We start from the raw sequence: 20,747 nt of genomic DNA on the forward strand, positions 1-20,747 counted from the left end.
AGATGAAGAACGTAATCAGTACAGATAAGGCGCCGGCAGCAATCGGACCATATTCACAGGCAATCGAGGTAAATGGTCTTGTGTACACATCAGGAGTGATCCCTGTAAATCCTGCAACCGGAGAGATTGTTGGTTCAACAGCAGCAGAGCAGGCGGATCAGGCAATCGGCAATCTGAAAAATCTTGTCGAGGCAGCAGGAAGCTCTATGGACAAGGTGATCAAAACAGTGGTATTCATCAAGAACATGGATGATTTCGGAAAGATCAACGAAGTATACGGAAAATATTTCCCGGAGCCATATCCGGCACGCTCCTGCGTAGAGGTAGCACGCCTGCCGAAGGATGTGTTGATTGAGATCGAGGCAATTGCAGCAAAATAATTCATTTAAGCTTCAATACAAACAGACTCCTGAGGGTGTCGGAAATGATACGATTTTCCGGCATCCTTTTTTGTTCCGGTATAGGAAAATGCTCGTAACGTGGTGGAATGCCAACGAGAATTGCGAAGCAATTCTTGGAGGGCAAAACGCTGGTTTTGCCCTTTTGTCCCTGCATATATGAGGAGAGCGGGAAGCTTAATGTGGATAAGAATAATGAATTGTCAGACAATTTGTGGATAAAAAAGACAATTTGTTTTCGAAAAAAATGATTGACAATGGATATATTGTACATATTGCACAAACAAACGAGTTTATATTAGTAGAAATGTCAAAGATAAGAGATAAATGTGAATAGTTATCCACATTTTGTGGAAGGAAAATATGTGGAAAAATGGAGTTATTCACGAAGTTATCCACATTGTCCACAATTTTTACCCATTTTTTACACAAAAAAATAGTTGTCAACAAGAAAATTTGTTTTGTGAAAAAGGATAAAAATATAAAAAACAGAAAAATATCTTGACAGACAAATTGTGTGACAATTAAACGATGATCCCCTTTAATATTCAAACTTCTCTTCCGGAAAGTATGTACATGCCGGTCATATTTCTTATGATCAGGATATATCATTATGATTTTTGCCATTGAAGTTTAACTGTTCTGGAAGGCTGTGTTTGAAAATTGACGCAGATCGTTAGGTTTTCTGAAAAATCTTTGCTTTGCAATGTTTCGATGAAATACGTGTCTGGACGACTGAGCCTCCTGGGTGGGTTCAGTTATTTCAGCGGGCACGCTCCCGCTACACTGCGCTACGCAGCACTACATAGCACCTTAAACAACAAGGTGCAAGTAGTGGCGAGCGCAAGTGCCCTTTGAAACATCTGAATCCCACCCTGAGGCGAGTACGGGAAGACACGTTCATCAAACATCGAAACAGCAAAGCATTTAGATTTTTCGAAAACCGTAGAACGACAAGATAATTTTCAAACACAGCCTTCCAGAGCTTTAAAATATTGAAAAGGCAAAAATCATATTCAAAATTGTTCGTCATAAGAAATATGATCGGCATCGGCGATACGTTATTGAGAGAGAAGTTCGAATATGCTTTTGTGCAATTTGTTCATTTTTGCTTGCAAATTGCGGGGTAGTGTAGTATAATATAACCATTCTAAACAGTAAAGGAGTTGGGGACTTATGCAGTATATTATCAGTGGTAAGAACATCGACGTAACAGAAGGATTGAAGGCTGCCGTTCAGGACAAGCTCGGCAAGCTGGAGAGATATTTCACACCAGAGACAGAAGTTCATGTGACCCTGAGTGTAGAGAAGGAGAGACAGAAGATAGAGATTACCATCCCAATGAAAGGCAATATCGTCAGAGCAGAGCAGGTCAGCGATGATATGTATGTATCTATTGATCTTGTAGAAGAGATTATTGAGCGTCAGCTCCGTAAATATAAGAACAAGATTGTCGATCAGCAGCAGTCAGCAGTCAGCCTGAGCAAGGCATTTGTAGAAGAGGATATTGAGGATGACGAGGAGATCAAGATTATCCGCTCCAAGAGATTTGCCATGAAGCCGATGGAGGCTGAGGAGGCATGTCTGCAGATGGAGCTTCTCGGACACAGTTTCTATGTATTCCGCAATGCTTCTACAGACGAGGTGAATGTTGTATATAAGAGAAAAGGTAATACATATGGTCTGATCGAGCCGGAGTTCTAGACGATGGTGATATAAGAAAGGTATTATACAGTGGGGTGTATGATATACAGACGGGTATCCGGGAGGGATACCCGTTTTTTTTGTGGCTGCAGAATGCTTCAGCGCCGTGTCGTAAAATAAAAGTTGCTTATAAATGTGAAAAATGCTATACTTGAGTGTAATTTCGGAATTATCTGAAATTATATTTTCCTGCGATCAGGAGCAGGTATTGGAAAGGTAAGGTTATAATATGAGCTTATTTACAAAGATTTTTGGCACTCATAGCCAGCACGAGCTGAAACGAATTACACCGATTGTAGATAAAATCGAAGCGTTAGCTCCTGAATATGAGGCGCTGAGCGATGAAGAACTGCAGGCAAAGACTCCGGAGTTTAAGGAGAGACTGGCGAATGGCGAGACACTGGATGACATTCTGGTTGAGGCATTTGCGACAGTCAGAGAGGCTGCAACGCGTGTTTTAAATATGAGACATTATCGTGTACAGTTGATCGGTGGTGTGATCCTCCATCAGGGGCGTATCACAGAGATGCGTACCGGTGAAGGTAAGACACTGGTATCAACACTTCCGGCATATTTGAATGCACTGGAGGGCAAGGGTGTTCATATTGTCACGGTCAATGATTATCTCGCAAAGCGTGATGCGGAGTGGATGGGAAAGGTACATGAGTTCCTTGGTCTCACGGTCGGTGTGATCTTAAACTCCATGGATAATGATGAGAGACGTGACGCATACAACTGCGATATCACATATGCGACGAATAACGAGCTTGGTTTTGACTATCTTCGTGATAACATGGTTGTTTATAAGAAGGATCTTGTACAGAGAGAGCTTCATTATGCGATTATCGATGAGGTCGATTCCGTATTGATCGATGAGGCTCGTACGCCGTTGATCATTTCCGGACAGAGCGGAAAGTCCACAAAGCTTTATGAAGCATGTGATATTTTTGTGAAGCAGCTGACCAGAGGTACCCGCAAGGAGCTTTCCAAGATGGATATCCTGATGGCAGAGGATGAGCAGGAGACCGGTGATTACGTTGTTGATGAGAAGGAGAAGAATGCGAACCTCACAGAAGAGGGTGTCCGCAAGGCGGAGCGTTTCTTTGGTGTTGATAATCTGGCAGATCCGGACAATCTGGAGCTGCAGCACAATATCAACCTTGCACTGCGTGCACATTCTCTGATGGCAAGAGATAAGGACTATGTAGTAAAGGATGATGAGGTACTAATCGTCGATGAGTTTACCGGACGTATTATGCCGGGACGTCGTTTCTCTGATGGTCTGCATCAGGCAATTGAGGCGAAGGAGCATGTGAAGGTGAAGCGTGAGAGTAAGACGCTCGCTACGATCACATTCCAGAACTTCTTTAATAAATATGAGAAGAAGTCCGGTATGACCGGTACTGCATTGACAGAGGAGAAGGAGTTCCGTGATATTTACGGTATGGACGTTATTGAGGTTCCAACCAATCTTCCGATTGCCCGTATTGACTATGATGATGCGGTTTATAAGACCAAGAAGGATAAATTCAATGCAGTTGTTGCTGATATTGTACAGGCACATGAGAAGGGACAGCCTGTTCTGGTGGGTACGATCACGATCGATACCTCAGAGATGCTCAGTCAGATGCTTCAGAAGAAGGGAATCCCGCACAAGGTATTAAATGCGAAGTTCCATGAGCTCGAGGCAGAGATTATCGCTGATGCCGGACAGATGGGCGCTGTAACGATCGCAACAAACATGGCAGGTCGTGGTACAGATATTAAGCTTGGCGAGGGTGTAAAGGAGCTCGGTGGTCTTAAGATCATCGGTACAGAGCGTCATGAGTCCCGCCGTATTGATAACCAGCTTCGTGGTCGTGCAGGTCGTCAGGGAGATCCGGGTGAGTCCCGTTTCTATATTTCTCTTGAGGATGATCTGATGCGTCTGTTCGGTTCCGATCGTATCAAGGGGCTGTTTGATGCAATGCCGGACGGTGAGCAGGTAGAACATAAAATGCTTTCCAGTGCGATCGAGAGTGCACAGAAGAAGATCGAGGGTAACAACTTCGGTATTCGTAAGAATCTGTTAGAGTTTGATCAGGTCAATAATGAGCAGAGAGAAGTCATCTACAAGGAGCGCCGTATGGTTCTGGATGGCGAGAATATGCGTGATACGATCCTGAGCATGTTAAAGGAGCAGGTGGAGAAGCTTGTCAGCCATGTGATCGGTGAAGAACAGAGTGCAGAGGACTGGGATATCGATGAGCTGAATAATGTGCTTCTGCCGGTTGTTCCGCTTAAGAGAATTGAGCTGACAGAGGAGCAGAAGAAGCATGGTACAAAGGCTGAGCTGATCGAACAGCTTCAGGAAGAGGCTGTTAAGGTATATGAGGCGAAGGAGGCTGAGTTCCCTGAGCCGGAGCAGTTCAGAGAGGTAGAGCGTGTTATCCTGTTAAAGGTTATTGACCGCAAGTGGATGGATCATATTGATGATATGGATCAGCTTCGTCAGGGTATCGGTCTCCAGGCATATGGACAGAGAGATCCTGTTGTTGAGTATAAGTTTGCCGGTTTTGATATGTTCGATGCGATGATTGATTCTATTGCAGAGGAGACGATCAAGGTTCTGACTCATATCAAGATTGAGCAGAAGGTTGAGAGAGAACAGGTTGCCAAGGCGACAGGAACCAATAAGGATGAGTCTGTTGCGAAGGCTCCGAAGAAGAGAACAAGTAAGAAGATCCAGCCAAATGATCCGTGTCCGTGTGGAAGCGGTAAGAAGTATAAACAGTGTTGTGGCAGAAAATATTAATGACACAGCGATAAGGATAGAGAGATAATATGATACAGGGGCAAATGACTTTTGCCTCCAACATCATAATATTTTAAAGGGAAAGAAAGAGGTGAATAAGATGGTTGAGTTTGATGCGATCAAACAGTCCCTGGCAAATTATGCCCAGCCATTGTTAGAGATGGGGGATTCACTTTGACCTGGCTAACAAAAAAGACCGGGTTGAAGAGCTGGATAAGACAATGGAAGAACCGGGATTTTGGGATAATCCCGAGAAGTCTACAGCGATAGTACAGGAAAGTAAGCATCTGAAGGATGTGATCGAGCGCTACGAGAAGCTCTGTGCAGACAGGGAAGACATGCTGATGCTTATTGAGATCGCAGAGGAAGAGAACGATACGGATATGGTTCCGGAGGTGCAGGAGAGCTATGAGGAATTCTGCAAGGAATATGAAGCCATCCGTATTGAGACGCTTCTGTGCGGAGAATACGACAAGGATAATGCCATCCTGACGCTTCATGCAGGTGCCGGCGGCACCGAGAGTTGCGATTGGGCGAGCATGCTGTGCCGTATGTATCAGCGATGGGCTGAGAAAAGAGGCTTTCAGGTTGAGATGCTCGATTTTCTGGATGGTGACGAGGCGGGTTACAAGTCTGTTACTTTGCAGATCAATGGTGAGAATGCTTACGGTTATTTGAAATCGGAGCATGGCGTTCACAGATTGGTCCGTATCTCGCCGTTTAATGCGGCAGGAAAGCGTCAGACCTCATTCGTGTCCTGCGATGTTATGCCGGATATTGAGGAGGATCTTGACATTGAGATCGCAGACGATGATATCCGTATCGACACATACCGCTCCAGCGGTGCCGGCGGACAGCATATTAATAAGACGTCATCGGCAATCCGTATCACGCATTATCCGACCGGTATCGTGGTACAGTGTCAGAATGAGCGCTCCCAGCATATGAACAAGGATAAAGCAATGCAGATGCTGAAAGCAAAGCTGTTTATCTTAAAGCAGCAGGAGCAGCAGGAAAAGGCAAACGGTATCCGCGGCGAGTCAAAAGAGATCGGCTGGGGAAGCCAGATCCGCTCATATGTAATGCAGCCATATACAATGGTAAAGGATCACAGAACGAACGAAGAAATATCCAATGTGCAGGGTGTGATGGACGGTAATATTGATCCGTTTATCAATGCATATCTTGCATGGATCACAAAAACAAATCACTAAGACAAATGGATGGAGGACGATCATGGTAAAAGTAGGAGTATTAGGTTATGGAACAGTAGGCTCTGGAGTAGTGGAGATCCTTGATAAGAATAAGGACATCATTGCAAAGAGAGTTGGCAAGGATGTCTCAGTAAAGTATGTACTGGATCTGCGCGACTTCCCGGGAGACCCGGTTGAAAAGGTACTGGTACATGATTTTGAGATCATTGCAAATGACCCGGAGATTTCTATTGTTGTAGAAACCATGGGAGGAGTTCACCCTGCCTATGAATTTGTCAGAAAATGTCTGGAGAACGGCAAGAGCGTATGTACCTCCAATAAAGCACTGGTGGCAGCATATGGTCCGGAGCTTTTAGCACTGGCAGAGGAAAAGAACATCAACTTCCTCTTTGAGGCAAGTGTAGGCGGTGGTATTCCGATCATCCGCCCATTAAAGACATCCCTTGCACCGGATGAGATCCTCGAGATCTCCGGTATCTTAAACGGAACAACGAACTATATTCTGACAGAGATGACAGAGAAAGGCTCGGATTTTGATTCCGTATTGAAGGATGCACAGGACAAGGGATATGCTGAGAAGGATCCGACAGCTGATGTGGAGGGATATGATGCATGTCGTAAGATTGCGATCCTTACCTCTCTGGCATATGGTAAGCAGCTCGATTTCGAGGATATTTATACAGAGGGTATCACAAAGATCACAGACCGTGATATCGCATATGCAAAGAAGATGGGAGCAAAGGTGAAGATCTTTGGCTCCAGCAAGAAGGTTGGCGATAAGGTCAGTGCAATGGTTGCTCCACAGCTTATTTATCCGGAGCATCCGCTTTACAGCGTAGACGGCGTATTTAATGCGATCCTTGTAAAAGGAAATATGGTCGGAGATGTTATGTTCTACGGTCAGGGAGCAGGAAAGCTTGCAACTGCAAGTGCTGTTGTCTCTGATGTCATGGATGCGGCAAAGCATGCAGGTGTCAATATCATTACACTTTGGGATGCAGAGAAGCTTGATCTGGTGGCAGCAGAGGATGCAAGAAATGTATTCTTTGTCCGTGTCAGCGGTATCAAAGCACAGAAGTCTGACAAGGTGAAGAAACTGTTTGGCAATGTCAAGATGGTTGATGCAGGATATGATGATGAGTTTGCGTTTGTTACGGAAGAGATGAGCGAGGGCGAGTACCAGAAGGCTGCAGAGCAGCTGGAGGGTGTCATTAACAAGATCCGTGTTGATCAGACCGGTCTTGCATAACAGACCTGCCTGCAGAAATTTGGAGACTGCATAACAGTGCAGCAATCTGCGGTGTCTACAGGGGATTTCCCTGAATTTAGCACCGTTACATATGTTGTCGCGTAAAAAAGGATAGAGAGTATGGAAAGCGACTGGAATCAGTCGCTTTCTTTCATGGAGATTAAAATGAATATTCAGAAAAAGATTGCAGAAGAATTAAAGATTAAGGAGTGGCAGGTTGAATCGGTTATTAAATTGATCGATGAAGGCAATACGATTCCGTTTATTGCCCGTTACCGTAAGGAGGCACACGGTTCGCTGGATGATGAGCAGCTTCGAAATCTCTCCGAACGACTGACGTATCTGCGCAATCTCGAGGAGAAGAAGCAGCAGGTACTGGCAAGTATTGAGGAACAGGGAAAGCTCACAGAGGAGTTGAAAAAACAGATTCTGGAAGCACAGACACAGGTTGTTGTGGATGATCTGTATCGTCCGTACCGCCCGAAGAGAAGAACGAGAGCAACAATCGCCAAAGAGAAGGGGCTTGATGGTCTTGCACAGATCATTATGGCACAGGAGACAGTGAAAAGTCTGGAAGAGGAAGCACAGATGTATCTTTCGGAGGAGAAGGGCGTTGATAGTGTAAAGGATGCTATTGACGGTGCGCGGGATATTATTGCGGAGCAGATTTCCGATGAGGCGGATTATCGTATATATATCCGTAAGCTCACCATGGAGGAAGGTGTGATTACATCCACTGCAAAGGACGAGAAAGAGCAGTCTGTTTATGAAATGTATTATGAGTTTCAGGAGCAGGTCAGCAAGATCGCAGGACACCGTGTGCTTGCGTTAAACCGGGGCGAGAAAGAAAAGATCCTTGTTGTAAAGCTGATCGCGCCGGAAGAGCGGATTCTGCAGTATCTTCACAAGAAGGTGATCGCCGGAGACAATGCGAATACCGAAGCAGTACTTGAGGAAGCGGTGGAGGACAGCTACAAGCGCCTGATCGCACCGGCGATCGAGAGAGAAGTGCGCAATGAACTGACAGAGAAGGCTGAGGATGGAGCAATCCGTGTCTTTGGAAAAAATCTGGAGCAGCTTTTAATGGCTCCGCCGATCGCCGGCAAAACAGTGCTTGGATGGGATCCGGCATTTCGTACCGGCTGTAAGCTGGCGGTTGTGGATCCGACCGGAAAGGTATTGGATACTACGGTTATCTATCCGACAGCACCACAGAACAAGGTCGATGAAGCGAAGCGGGTTGTCAAAAAGCTGATTGACAAGTATGATATTTCCCTGATCTCCGTCGGAAACGGAACGGCATCCAGAGAATCCGAGCAGATCATTGCCGAGATGCTAAAGGAAATTAAGAAACCGGTACAGTATGTGATCGTCAATGAGGCGGGGGCATCGGTTTATTCTGCAAGTAAGCTGGCAACGGAGGAGTTCCCGAACTTTGATGTAGGACAACGATCCGCCACATCCATTGCAAGAAGAATCCAGGATCCGCTGGCAGAGCTTGTGAAGATCGATCCGCAGTCGATCGGTGTAGGACAGTATCAGCATGACATGAATCAGAAAAAGCTGTCGGAGACGCTTACCGGTGTTGTGGAGGATTGTGTGAATAAAGTAGGAGTAGATCTGAACACGGCATCCGCTTCCCTGTTGGAATATATATCAGGTATTTCCAAGACGATTGCGAAAAATATTGTCACATACCGCGAGGAAAACGGTCGTTTTACGAATCGGAAGCAGCTGCTTAAGGTGGCAAAGCTTGGTCCGAAGGCGTTTGAACAATGTGCGGGCTTTATGCGTATCCCGGATGGAGACAATCCGTTGGATGCAACGAGTGTGCATCCGGAGTCTTATCAGGCAGCAGGACAGCTTCTGGAGAAGTTAGATATGACGATGGAAGAGGTCAAAAAACTGCAGGGTGAGATCGCCAAAGCCAATACAGGAAAGCGTGGCGTGGCTCCAAAAACAAAGAAAAAGAAAGAATTTGTTGTCCGTAATACCGGTTCTGCATTTGGTGCCGCATTTGCAAAGGCGTTTGGCGAGAGCCGGCCGGAGTTTGCTGAGGAAAAGCCTGCAGAGAATATTAAGAAAGCCGGCGTAAAGGGAATTGCCGGTCGTATCCATGACAAAAAGAAAATGGCACAGGAGCTTGGAATAGGCGAGATCACGCTGGAGGATATTGTGAAGGAATTGGAAAAACCGGCAAGAGATCCGCGTGATGAAATGCCAAAACCGATCCTTCGCACAGATGTTCTTGAAATGAAGGATTTGAAGGAGGGGATGATCCTGAAAGGAACCGTGCGCAATGTAATTGATTTCGGTGCTTTTGTGGATATCGGCGTGCATCAGGACGGTCTTGTTCATATTTCCCAGTTGTCGGACAAAGGCTTTGTGAAGCACCCGTTGGATGTTGTCAGTGTCGGAGATATTGTTGATGTCAAGGTGATGAGTGTGGATCTGAAAAAACAGAGAATCCAGCTGACTATGAAACTTTAAACAGAAAATGACTAATTTTTTGCTTTTTACTGAGGGAATATGTTATAATCACTTGGAAGGAGGAGTGCGGTGTGTTTTGAAGGATCCGAAGTGATCTTTTCATAAAAATGACACAATTGCACGATAATATCAGTGGGAATATTTGGAAGACGCATTGACATTAAAAATGCGACAAAGACAACCTACAGCGATGAAGATTTAAGAAAGCTGGATCTGAATTACCGCAATAAATTTCAGATCGACCGTGAAAAGCGGATATACACTCCGTTTCGAAAGGAGATGCCGAGAGCGTGGCAGAGTCAGGTTCGTGATATGGCATTTGAGCAGATTCTGGATGACCGCATTTTCAGTTTTCGTCACCTGCTTGTGATCCCGAATCCCTATGGTGCATCGGTACAGACAGCCATGCTTCTGTTCAATACACCGAAGGAATACAGGGTGCGTTATCGTATCCTCGGCAAGACGGAGGGGACGGATTTTGTTGGCGAGACCCGCATGACGACGAGACATCGTGTCCCGATCATGGGACTTTATAAAGGATATACCAATAAACTGATCCTGGAACTGATCGACAGTGCAGGAGAGGTGTACCAGCGAAGAGATTTAAGGATTTACACAAGAGATATTCCGCTCGGACAGCAGAATATCGTGACAAAGGTAGAGCATTCAGAGTCTTCCTGCTTTCCATTCATTCTTGTAAACGGATTCCGGTTTAAACCGGTGGTATTTGACCAGAATGGAGAGGTACGCTATTCGCTGCAGATCAAGACGGATCAGACGGGTATGATCCCATTAGAAAACGGCAGATTTCTTTATGTGGATGCCACTGTGAACTGTATGGCGGCGGACGGAAGCATCAGAGCCTGCCGGTATCATGAGATGGATTACATGGGCAGAGTGTATCAGACCTATGTGCTGGATTATCCGGTTGGACGGTATGCGGCGCAGAAAGGGGATTCCCTGTTCCTGCTGACGGCGTCAGAGAAAGGCTATGCCGATGACTGCATTATCGAACTGGACAGGAATACCGGACAGATCCGAAAGAAGTGTCTGCTTCAGGATCTGCTGGGAGATAAGTATCGTATCGAGGGCAACTGGATTGTTGCGAGCGGTATGCAGTATGTGCAGGGACAGCTGATCTTAACAATGAGACGGTATCATACGGTATTGTCGATCGACTGGGAGAAGCAGTCCGTCAACTGGGCACTGGCTCCGGAGTCGATCTGGAGAGGCACTGTGCTTGCGGACAAGCTTTTGAAGTCTGTGGATCGGGAGAAGATGGATGGCTATATGCCGGAAAGCCCGAATATTCAGGTACAGGAGGATGGAAGCTTAAAACTCCGCCTGTACTGTATACAGAATAAGGGAAATGTTCCCGCAGAGGGAGCGGAATCAGATGATGATTCACGGATTGACTTTTATAATATCGATCCGGTCCGAAAGAGTTTTCAGAAGGAACGTAGCATTGCTGTGGTGAAGAGCCAGAGGGATGCAGGATGTTTTTATCGGCAGAAGAGTGACAGAATATTATCTCTGTCAGGAATGCTGATGAGACGTTCCGACAATCTGAAGGCATGTATCGAGGAACTGGATGGTCAGTCCGGAAGGATGATCAACAGACTGCGCCTGTGTAAGCGCTACCGGAGTGCATGGGAGTTTAAGCCGGATATAGAGGCTTATTCTGTGCCGCTGGAGCATGATCTGGATGCCGTAAAGGGAACCATTGCACCGCCGGCTTTGTATAAGTCTGTGAATGGGGAGACCCTGCCGGAGGCTGTTGCAGAGAAGCTCAAGAAGAGATATTTTGGGAATATCCGGGTGAGCGATACGCTGTTTTTGTTTGCTTTTTGTCCGGGAACAGTCCAGAATGTTTATCTGATCGGCGAAACGCAGTCGTATGTTCAGTGCTTTGAGGGGCTGGAGACCAGACCGCGCAAGGAAAGCTTCTGCATGGCGTTAGACCAGCTGGAGCTTGGTGAATATCAGGTATATGTAGAATTTGATAATCAGATCTACCATCTGAAAAATGAGATCAGAGTGGAAAGATCACAACAAGAATAATATATGGAGGAAAACAATGAATCAATTATCACATTTGGAAGAGCTGGAGGCTGAGGCGATTTACATTATGCGTGAAGTTGTAGCTGAGTGTGAAAAGCCGGTTATGTTGTATTCGATTGGAAAGGATAGTTCGGTAATGCTTCATCTTGCATTGAAGGCATTTTATCCGGAGAAGCCGCCTTTCCCATTTCTTCATGTGGATACCACATGGAAATTCCACGAAATGATCGAGTTCCGTGATAAAATGGCAAAGAAATACGGATTGGATATGATTGTATATACCAATCAGGAAGGTGTAAAGCAGGGAATTAATCCATTTGATCATGGTTCTGCATATACAGATATCATGAAGACGCAGGCACTGAAGCAGGCACTGGACAAGTATGAATTTACAGCAGCATTCGGTGGTGGCAGACGTGATGAAGAGAAATCCCGTGCCAAGGAGCGTATCTTCTCATTCCGTAATTCCGCACATGCATGGGATCCGAAGAACCAGCGTCCGGAGATGTGGAAGTTATACAATACAAAGCTGTTCAAGGGTGAAGAGGTGCGAGTATTTCCTCTTTCCAACTGGACAGAGAAGGACATCTGGCAGTATATCCGTCAGGAGAATATCGAGATTCCATCCCTTTATTTTGCCAAGGAGCGTCCGGTTGTTTATCGTGATGGCAACATCATTATGGTGGACGACGACAGAATGCGTCTGAAGGAAGGCGAGAAGCCGGTTATGAAGAAGGTTCGTTTCCGTACATTAGGATGTTATCCGCTGACCGGTGGTGTAGAATCTGATGCAGAGACACTGGATGAGATCATTGAGGAGACATTGAGTGCAGTATCTTCCGAGAGAACCAGCCGTGTTATTGATAATGAGGCGGCAGGCAGCATGGAAAGAAGAAAGAGAGAGGGGTATTTCTAAGATGCAGAGTTTACTGAAATTTATTACATGTGGTAGTGTAGATGACGGAAAGTCCACACTGATCGGACATATGCTTTATGATGCTAAGCTGATCTTCGCGGATCAGGAAAAGGCATTGGAGCTTGATAGTAAAGTGGGAAGTACCGGTGGTGCAATTGATTACTCCTTACTGCTTGACGGACTGATGGCAGAGCGTGAGCAGGGAATCACGATCGATGTTGCATATCGTTATTTTACGACAGAAAAGAGAAGCTTTATCGTAGCAGATACACCGGGTCATGAGGAGTATACCCGTAACATGGCGGTTGGTGCATCCTTCGCAGATCTGGCGGTTATCCTTGTGGACGCTTCCAAGGGCGTTCTGGTTCAGACAAGACGCCATACACGTATCTGCGCACTGATGGGTATCAAGCATGTTGTTTATGCGGTCAATAAGATGGATCTTATTGATTACGATGAGAATGAGTTTAAGAATATTGTAAAGCAGATCAAGATCATGACCGGAGAGTATGATTTCGAGACAATGCATATTATTCCGGTATCTGCAACAGTTGGTGATAATATTACGACAGAGTCTGCAAAGACACCTTGGTACAAGGGTGGTACTCTTCAGAATTATCTGGAGACGATCGATGTTACCGATCATTCCGACGAGACAGGTTTCGTTATGCCGGTACAGCGTGTAAGCCGTCCGGACCGCACTTTCCGTGGTTTTCAGGGACAGGTTGAGGTTGGCGAGATTCACGTCGGAGATGAGATTACCTCTCTGCCAAGTGGTGAGACAGCTCAGGTAAAGAGCATCCTTAATACAAATAAGGAGGTTGATAATGCCTCCAAGGGTCAGGCAGTAACGATCCAGCTTGATACAGAGATCGATGTATCCAGAGGCTGTATGCTCTGTAAGGATGTGAATCTGCATACCAATAAGATGTTTACATCCACTCTTCTGTGGATGGATGATAATAAGCTTGTAGCAGGAAAGAACTATTTCCTGAAGCTTGGAACCAAGATGGTGCCTGCTGTTGTTATGAATATCAAGTATAAGGTTGATGTCAATGAAGGTACCCATGTTCAGACAGATAAGCTCTATAAGAACGAGATTGCCTGCTGTGACATTGCCTGCTCTGACACGATCGTATTCGATGAGTTCAAGCATCATAAGGAACTTGGCGGTTTCGTTCTGATCGATCGTATCACCAATATGACATCTGCATGTGGTGTCGTTGAGCATCCGCTTCGCCGTGATGACAACCTGACATGGCATAATATGGACATCACAAGAGATCTTCGTGCACAGCAGAAGGGACAGGAGCCGAAGACAATCTGGATGACAGGTCTGTCCGGAGCCGGAAAGTCTACTCTGATCAATGAGGTAGAGAAGAGACTCTTTGCACAGGGCAAGCATACAATGCTTCTGGATGGAGATAATGTTCGTATGGGACTGAACAAGAACCTTGGTTTCAAGGAGCAGGATCGTATCGAGAACATCCGTCGTGTGGCTGAGGTTGCCAACTGATGAATGATGCCGGATTGATCACACTGACATCCTTTATTTCCCCATTTGCAAGTGACCGCCGCAGTGCAAGAGATATCATCGGTAATGACAATTTCATCGAGATCTACATCAGCACACCTCTTGAGGAGTGTGAGAGAAGAGATGTCAAGGGTCTTTATAAGAGAGCCCGCAGCGGTGAGATTCCAAACTTCTCAGGTATTTCCAGTCCTTATGAGGCACCGGAGAATCCGGAGATCACGATTGATACAACCGGTATGACGGTTGAGGAATCTGTAGATTACCTGATGGAAGAGCTGAAGAAGTATCTGTAATCCGGGGGATTTTAATGGATCGACGATAAAAATTAAAAACAGGTTGCAATATTCATAGTAATGCAGTATGATTAGTATGAAAACGATAAAAGAGGGTTTGGCTGTTCCGGCAGCCAAACCTCTTTGTAGTTAAGAATATATATGATAAATAATATATTTTATAATGAATCATATTGAAAATGATATAAACGGAGGATAAATATATGGATTTGGAAAAAGAGCTTGCTGTGGCAAAGGAAGCTGCGGTACAGGCAGGTTATGCAATCATGGATGTTTATGAGAATGCCGAGGATATGCAGATTACTTATAAGGATGGAGATATGCCGCTTACAGCAGCGGACAAGGCATCAAACCGTATTATTGTGGATGCGCTTAAGAAAGCATTTCCGGACTATGCAATCCTTTCCGAGGAGGAGAAGGATGATCTGTCCCGCCTGGAGAACGATTACTGCTTCGTGGTAGATCCATTGGACGGAACCAAGGAGTTTATCAAGAGAAATGGTCAGTTTACGGTTAATATTGCACTGTCTTACCGGCATCATTCCATTATGGGTGTGATCTATGTACCTGTGACAGGTGAGCTATATTATGCGGCACAGGGTCAGGGCGCATTTCTTGACACGAAGGATAAAAAGGGGGAGAAGCTTCAGGTATCCGACTGTACGGATATGAAAGAGCTGCGTATGGTGATGAGCAGCTCCCATGGCTGTGAGCAGATGGATCAGCTTTTGGAGAAGTATCAGATCAGTAATTTTGTGAAGATGGGAAGCTCCTTAAAGGGCTGTGTTGTGGCAAAAGGCGATGCGGAGGTGTATTACGTTTATCCGACGATGGAGTGGGATACGGCAGCGATGCAGTGTATCGTGGAGGAAGCCGGAGCTGTCTTTCGTCAGATGGATGATACCCCGATGCTTTACAACCGTGAGGACAGTCTGAATGCAAAGGGCTTTTACATTATCAACTCCATGAAGAATAAGCTGGAGCTTGACGCAAAGTAAGCTTATCAAGAGATATTTAAGGTACAAAGCCTATATGGAATACAAAACGAAACGGAGGAAGAGATACCATGAAAACTGAAAAAAACAAAAAAGATTTTAAGAGTGAATTTGGTATGATGCTTGCGCTTTTAAAAATCGGATTTATCGGTTTTGGCGGCGGAAGTGCTCTGATTCCGGTTATCGAAAAAGAAGTGGTTGAGGAGAGGAAGCTTGTCACGGAGGAAGAGTTTAATAAGGATGTATTAGTGGCAAGCATCACACCCGGAGCGCTGCCGATGGAGATTTCCACCGGACTTGGCAAGCGGGCATATGGTGTCGGCGGAATGATAGTATCTGCACTGATGCTTGCATTTCCGGGAGCACTGATCACGGTGGCAATGCTTGTCGCAATGTCACGTCTTCATTCAAATGTACTGACACAGATAGAGATCCTCTCGATAGGTATCTCCGCATTTATTGCATGTCTGCTTACCGAATATTCCAGAAAGACTCTGGCAGAGGCACGGGCAGAGAGTAAGGGGCGCTGGAAGCGTGCGGTTGTAATCCTGGTGGGCGTATTTTTGCTGACCTGCGGGAAAGCAGTGTATGGAATCCTGGGATTCGAAGGAACGCCGATCGTACATCTGTCAACGTTGCAGGTGCTCGGCGTGTCGATGTTTGGTATTTTGTACACACACTGCAAGTTTACCCGGAAGAATCTGACAGTTTCCGGTGTGCTGATCCTGGGATATATTGCATGTCTAAGCTTTGATCTGCCGTATGAGACTTATATTTATAACGGACTTCGGGCAGTGATGGTGATTCTGGCAGTCTGGGGACTGGTTCGCAGCATTTTGGATGATGGACAGAAAAAGAAAATTTCTCCGAAAAGGATGCTTCAGGAGGAGATGGCATGGATCCTGTTTTTTGCGGTGCTTTCTGTACCGGCACTGTTATATGGTGGACATGTTCTGGAATTTCTGGGACAGGGCTTTCTTTCCTCCATCCTTTCCTTTGGAGGCGGTGATGCGTATCTGTCTGTTGCGGACGGTATGTTTGTCAATTCCGGAATTGTTGAGAAGGCTGACTTTTATGGTCATCTGGTACCGTTAGTCAATCTTCTTCCGGGATCTATTTTGTGTAAGACCTTGTCCGGCATCGGTTATCTGCTGGGCTTTGAGATGAGCAGCGGAAGCATTCCGGCAGGCTGCCTTGTGGCACTGGCCGGATTTGCATGCAGTGTTATGGCGTCCGGCGGAGTATTCTGTCTGGTATCCCATATTTATGAATGCTTTGAATCGCTTAGCGTATTCCGGCTGCTGAGCCGCTGGATCCGTCCGATCATTGCAGGTACCCTGCTGACAGTTATGCTGTCCCTTTTCTCACAGAATATCAGTACCGGGGCAAAGCTTGGCTGCCCGGCATGGATCGCTCTCGGTATCTCTGCGCTGATCTATGGGATGAACCTGATCCTGCTGTATGTTCTCCGCAAGAAAAACGGTATGTTGATCCTGTGTTCCATCGTGGCAACACTCGTTCTTGGTAACATGGCAATCCTTTTGTTTTAAGCCTGTAAGAAAAATAAATAAAAAAAATTAAAAAAAGGGCTTGCATTTTTTGAAAAGCTAATATATAATATCTCAAGTACGGAACAGAGATGTGAAGTACGAGAGATAATTTGTGCGCGTAGCTCAGCTGGATAGAGCGTCTGACTACGGATCAGAAGGCCGGGAGTTCGAATCTTCTCGCGCACGCTATGAATCCTTGCAGCGGGTATTCGCAGCAGGATTTTTTCAATGTAAAGAACTTGTTGTTTTGATATTGTATAATGCTTTTTGACTCCGGCATGATAATATGGAAGTCAAAAGCTTTTTGTTTGCAGTGATCTGGATGGAAGGAATGAAAATATGATTCAATATGAAAAATTACAGGAGATTGCCGGGGCAGAGCATGTTCACAGGGATGAGCCGATGTCATCACATACAACATTCCGTATCGGCGGACCGGCAGACTATTATGTGGAGACCGGAGATGAGCAGACACTTGCCGGCCTTGTCTGTGCATGCCGGCGGACAGATACTCCGTTTTTTATTCTTGGCAATGGCAGTAATCTTCTGGTGGCAGATGAGGGCTACCGTGGTGTTATGATCTCTCTGCGGGGCTTCGATGAAATTTCCTTTGTAGAAGAAAAGACATCGGACGGTAAGACGCTCATGAAAGCCGGAAGTGGCGTACTTCTTTCCAAAGCAGCGATGCAGGCGGCCGGAAAGGGGTTGACAGGATTTGAATTTGCAGGTGGGATTCCCGGGACGCTCGGTGGTGCAGTAACGATGAATGCAGGTGCCTATGGAGGGGAGATCAAGGACGTGATCGTGTCTGTCCGGGTGATGGATATGGAAGGACAGATCAGAGAACTCTCTGCGCAGGAGTTGGATCTTTCATACCGCCATAGCGTGATCCAGGAACAGGAGCTGATCGTGCTGTCTGCCGATTTTGCTTTTAAGGATGGCGATACAGAGCAGATTCAGGAGAAGATGCGTGAACTCAATGCACAGCGAAGAGAAAAGCAGCCGTTGGAGTACGGAAGTGCGGGAAGTACATTTAAAAGACCGGAGGGCTATTTTGCCGGAAAGCTGATCCAGGATGCCGGATTGAAAGGCTACCGTTGCGGTGATGTCATGGTTTCCGAGAAGCACAGCGGCTTTGTGGTGAATGTCGGAAAGGGAACCTGCCATGACGCGATGCAGGTGATCGAACATGTGCAGAAAGCCGTCTATGAGCAGTTTGGAGTAGAACTGGAGCTTGAAGTAAAGAGACTTGGATAATATGATGCAGGGGTCAAAGGCGGAGAGTAATCCGTGGAATAAGTATAATACGATCAGATTTGTACCGGAACAGGTGTGAGCCGGCGAACCGGATACAGATTGGGAAAGAGAAGGATAACGATGCGATTTGTGATAGTGACGGGAATGTCCGGTGCCGGTAGAAATTCCGTAATGAAAATGTTAGAGGATATGGGGTACTTTTGTGTGGACAATCTTCCGGTTCGTCTGATCCCGCGTATGACGGGAATGATGCTTGAGGAGAACAGTCTGGACAAGGTGGCGATCGGTATTGATATCCGTAATCAGCAGGGGCTTTCAGAGCTGGATGATACACTGGATGAGATGCTTATAGCAGGGATCCGTTATGAAATCCTGTTTCTGGAAGCAGACAGCTCCGTGTTGATCAAGCGGTATAAGGAGACGAGACGTAACCATCCGCTGGCACTGCAGGGGCGTGTGGACAAGGCGATCGAGGCGGAGAGAGAAGAGCTTGCGCCGCTCAAGAAGAGAGCGGATTATATTTTAGATACCAGTCATATGCTGGTGCGCGATCTCAAGCAGGAGATTGATAAGATATTCCTTGGCAAGGAAGAATACGAGAGCTTTTTTGTGACAATCCTGTCGTTTGGCTTCAAATATGGCATTCCGGAGGATTCCGATCTTGTGTTTGATGTGCGATTCCTGCCGAATCCATATTATATACCGGATCTTAAGCCACAGACAGGCAATGACCGTCCAGTGTATGATTACGTCATGTCGTCGCCACAGGCGGTTACCTTTGAAAAGCAGCTTTTTGAGATGGTGGAATTTTTGATCCCAAATTATATTCTCGAGGGCAAGAATCAGCTTGTTATCAGCATTGGCTGTACCGGAGGAAAGCACCGCTCCGTGACGATCGTCAATGCATTGGCAAAGCACATGAAGCAGCTTCCGTACAGTATTAAGGTGGAGCACCGTGATATCGAGAAGGACAGGAAGCAGGGAAAGTGAGAAGGGTTTGCTGAAATGAGAAAGGATATGTCATTTTCCGGCAAGGTAAAGCAGGAGCTTTTAAAACAGCTTCCGGCAGCAAGACATTGTCAGATTGCTGAGCTTGCAGCGCTGTTTGATCTGAATGGAAGGATACGCCGCCGAGATGATGGGGGCGAATATCTGGAAATACGGACAGAAAACTTGACAGTCGCTCGAAAATCTTATATGTTATTAGTTAGTGTATTTCATAATCCGGTTGATGTTCGTGTCAGAAACCATAATATTCACGGTGAGGTTCGGGAGTATTATATTGATGTCACCGGGCAGCAGGCGATTATATCTATACTGAAAGCATTGAAATTGATGAATGAACAGGGAGTAGTTACAGGGGATTGTCTGGGACAGCAGCATCGTCTCATTCAAAATGCCTGTTGTAAGCGTGCCTTTTTGAGGGGGGCGTTTCTGTCTGCCGGTTCATTGTCGGATCCGGAGAAAGCATACCATCTTGAGTTTGCAGTTCTCTCGGAGGGGTTTGCTTCTTTTATTAAGGAGATTCTGGCGTTTTTTGAATTGGAAGCCAAGATCGTCAAACGGAAAAGGTATTTTGTGGTATACATAAAGGAAGGATCACAGATCGTTGATTTTTTGAATGTCGTGGAGGCACATGTGGCGCTGATGGACTTTGAAAATATACGGATTGTGAAGGAGGTTCGCAACTCTGTGAATCGTCAGGTCAACTGCGAGACGGCGAATATTGGGAAAACCGTTGCTGCAGCGGCGAAGCAGATTGAGGATATCAGGTATATAGAATGTAATATGGGGTTACGAAAGCTTGCAAAGGGATTGCGGGAAACGGCAGAGCTGCGTCTGGAATATCCGGATGCTTCGTTACAGGAGCTGGGAGAGATGCTTCAGCCACCGATCGGGAAATCGGGAGTCAATCACCGGCTGCGCAAATTGGGAAATATTGCAGATGAATTGAGGGAGCAAAATTAATGTTTTTGTTCAAAAAGGAGGAAATGTAACCATGATTACAAAAAAAATTAAAATTCAGATTCAGAGTGGTCTGGAGGCAAGACCGGTTGCTGTTCTTGTTCAGGTAGCAAGCCAGTATTCCAGCAGCATTTATGTTGAGGTAGAGGACAAGAAGGTCAATGCCAAGAGTATCATGGGAATGATGACACTCGGACTCGCAGCAGGTGAGGAAGTTGTTGTTTCTGCCAATGGAGATGACGAGCAGAATGCGATGGACGACATTGTTAAGTATCTGAGCACATCACAGGCATAATTGTAGAACATAATAAGCGTTTGATCTTGTAT

At 45.9% G+C, this 20,747-nt stretch carries 14 protein-coding genes, 1 tRNA gene and 2 pseudogenes; all 17 read left to right on the forward strand.

Translation table 11 applies throughout. The features are described from left to right. Positions 1-2 precede the first annotated feature (2 nt). Positions 3-380, forward strand: coding sequence for a RidA family protein (locus DXA20_RS07830; RefSeq protein WP_022305680.1), 378 nt, complete (start codon positions 3-5; stop codon positions 378-380). A 1,194-nt stretch (positions 381-1,574) separates the two neighbouring features. Beyond that, the gene (gene hpf / locus DXA20_RS07835) at positions 1,575-2,102 is read left to right on the forward strand and encodes a ribosome hibernation-promoting factor, HPF/YfiA family (RefSeq protein ID WP_022305679.1); all 528 of its coding nucleotides are present in this window, start codon (positions 1,575-1,577) and stop codon (positions 2,100-2,102) included. A 229-nt stretch (positions 2,103-2,331) separates the two neighbouring features. After that, entirely contained in the window at positions 2,332-4,896 is a 2,565-nt protein-coding gene (gene secA / locus DXA20_RS07840; protein ID WP_022305678.1) for a preprotein translocase subunit SecA, read from the forward strand. A gap of 100 nt (positions 4,897-4,996) precedes the next feature. Further along, positions 4,997-6,110, forward strand: a protein-coding gene (gene prfB / locus DXA20_RS07845; RefSeq protein WP_118559901.1) for a peptide chain release factor 2 whose coding sequence is annotated in 2 segments (ribosomal slippage) — positions 4,997-5,071 and positions 5,073-6,110 — 1,113 coding nt in all. Because the reading frame shifts where the segments join, the coding sequence is not laid out codon by codon here. A 22-nt stretch (positions 6,111-6,132) separates the two neighbouring features. Beyond that, a complete protein-coding gene (locus tag DXA20_RS07850) occupies positions 6,133-7,359 on the forward strand; it encodes a homoserine dehydrogenase (protein WP_022305676.1) in 1,227 nt (408 codons plus the stop codon). A 165-nt stretch (positions 7,360-7,524) separates the two neighbouring features. Continuing rightward, entirely contained in the window at positions 7,525-9,849 is a 2,325-nt protein-coding gene (locus DXA20_RS07855) for a Tex family protein (protein WP_118559955.1), read from the forward strand. 132 nt (positions 9,850-9,981) lie between these two features. Beyond that, complete coding sequence (locus tag DXA20_RS07860) at positions 9,982-11,910, forward strand: aryl-sulfate sulfotransferase (protein ID WP_118559903.1); 1,929 nt, start codon at positions 9,982-9,984, stop codon at positions 11,908-11,910. A gap of 16 nt (positions 11,911-11,926) precedes the next feature. Beyond that, a complete protein-coding gene (gene cysD / locus DXA20_RS07865; RefSeq protein WP_243100575.1) occupies positions 11,927-12,826 on the forward strand; it encodes a sulfate adenylyltransferase subunit CysD in 900 nt (299 codons plus the stop codon). 1 nt (position 12,827) lies between these two features. Next, positions 12,828-14,054 (forward strand): annotated as a pseudogene (locus DXA20_RS07870) (sulfate adenylyltransferase subunit 1); the annotation flags it as partial. A 144-nt stretch (positions 14,055-14,198) separates the two neighbouring features. Then, a pseudogene (gene cysC, locus DXA20_RS18375) lies at positions 14,199-14,653 on the forward strand (adenylyl-sulfate kinase); the annotation flags it as partial. A 203-nt stretch (positions 14,654-14,856) separates the two neighbouring features. After that, the gene (gene cysQ / locus DXA20_RS07875) at positions 14,857-15,651 is read left to right on the forward strand and encodes a 3'(2'),5'-bisphosphate nucleotidase CysQ (RefSeq protein ID WP_118559907.1); all 795 of its coding nucleotides are present in this window, start codon (positions 14,857-14,859) and stop codon (positions 15,649-15,651) included. Positions 15,652-15,719: 68 nt separating this feature from the next. After that, positions 15,720-17,198, forward strand: a complete 1,479-nt coding sequence (locus DXA20_RS07880; protein WP_118559909.1) for a chromate transporter — start codon at positions 15,720-15,722, stop codon at positions 17,196-17,198. 112 nt (positions 17,199-17,310) lie between these two features. Beyond that, positions 17,311-17,384, forward strand: a tRNA-Arg gene (locus DXA20_RS07885). A 153-nt stretch (positions 17,385-17,537) separates the two neighbouring features. Then, on the forward strand, positions 17,538-18,455 hold the full coding sequence (murB, locus tag DXA20_RS07890; protein ID WP_118559911.1) for a UDP-N-acetylmuramate dehydrogenase: 918 nt from the start codon (positions 17,538-17,540) through the stop codon (positions 18,453-18,455). Positions 18,456-18,575: 120 nt separating this feature from the next. Continuing rightward, positions 18,576-19,445, forward strand: a complete 870-nt coding sequence (rapZ, locus tag DXA20_RS07895; protein ID WP_022305667.1) for an RNase adapter RapZ — start codon at positions 18,576-18,578, stop codon at positions 19,443-19,445. A gap of 27 nt (positions 19,446-19,472) precedes the next feature. Continuing rightward, positions 19,473-20,423, forward strand: a complete 951-nt coding sequence (whiA, locus tag DXA20_RS07900; RefSeq protein WP_118559957.1) for a DNA-binding protein WhiA — start codon at positions 19,473-19,475, stop codon at positions 20,421-20,423. Positions 20,424-20,454: 31 nt separating this feature from the next. Next, positions 20,455-20,715, forward strand: a complete 261-nt coding sequence (locus DXA20_RS07905; RefSeq protein WP_022305665.1) for an HPr family phosphocarrier protein — start codon at positions 20,455-20,457, stop codon at positions 20,713-20,715. Positions 20,716-20,747: the final 32 nt, after the last annotated feature.

Source organism: Roseburia sp. AM59-24XD, from assembly GCF_003478445.1.
Taxonomy (GTDB): Bacteria; Bacillota; Clostridia; order Lachnospirales; family Lachnospiraceae; genus Jutongia.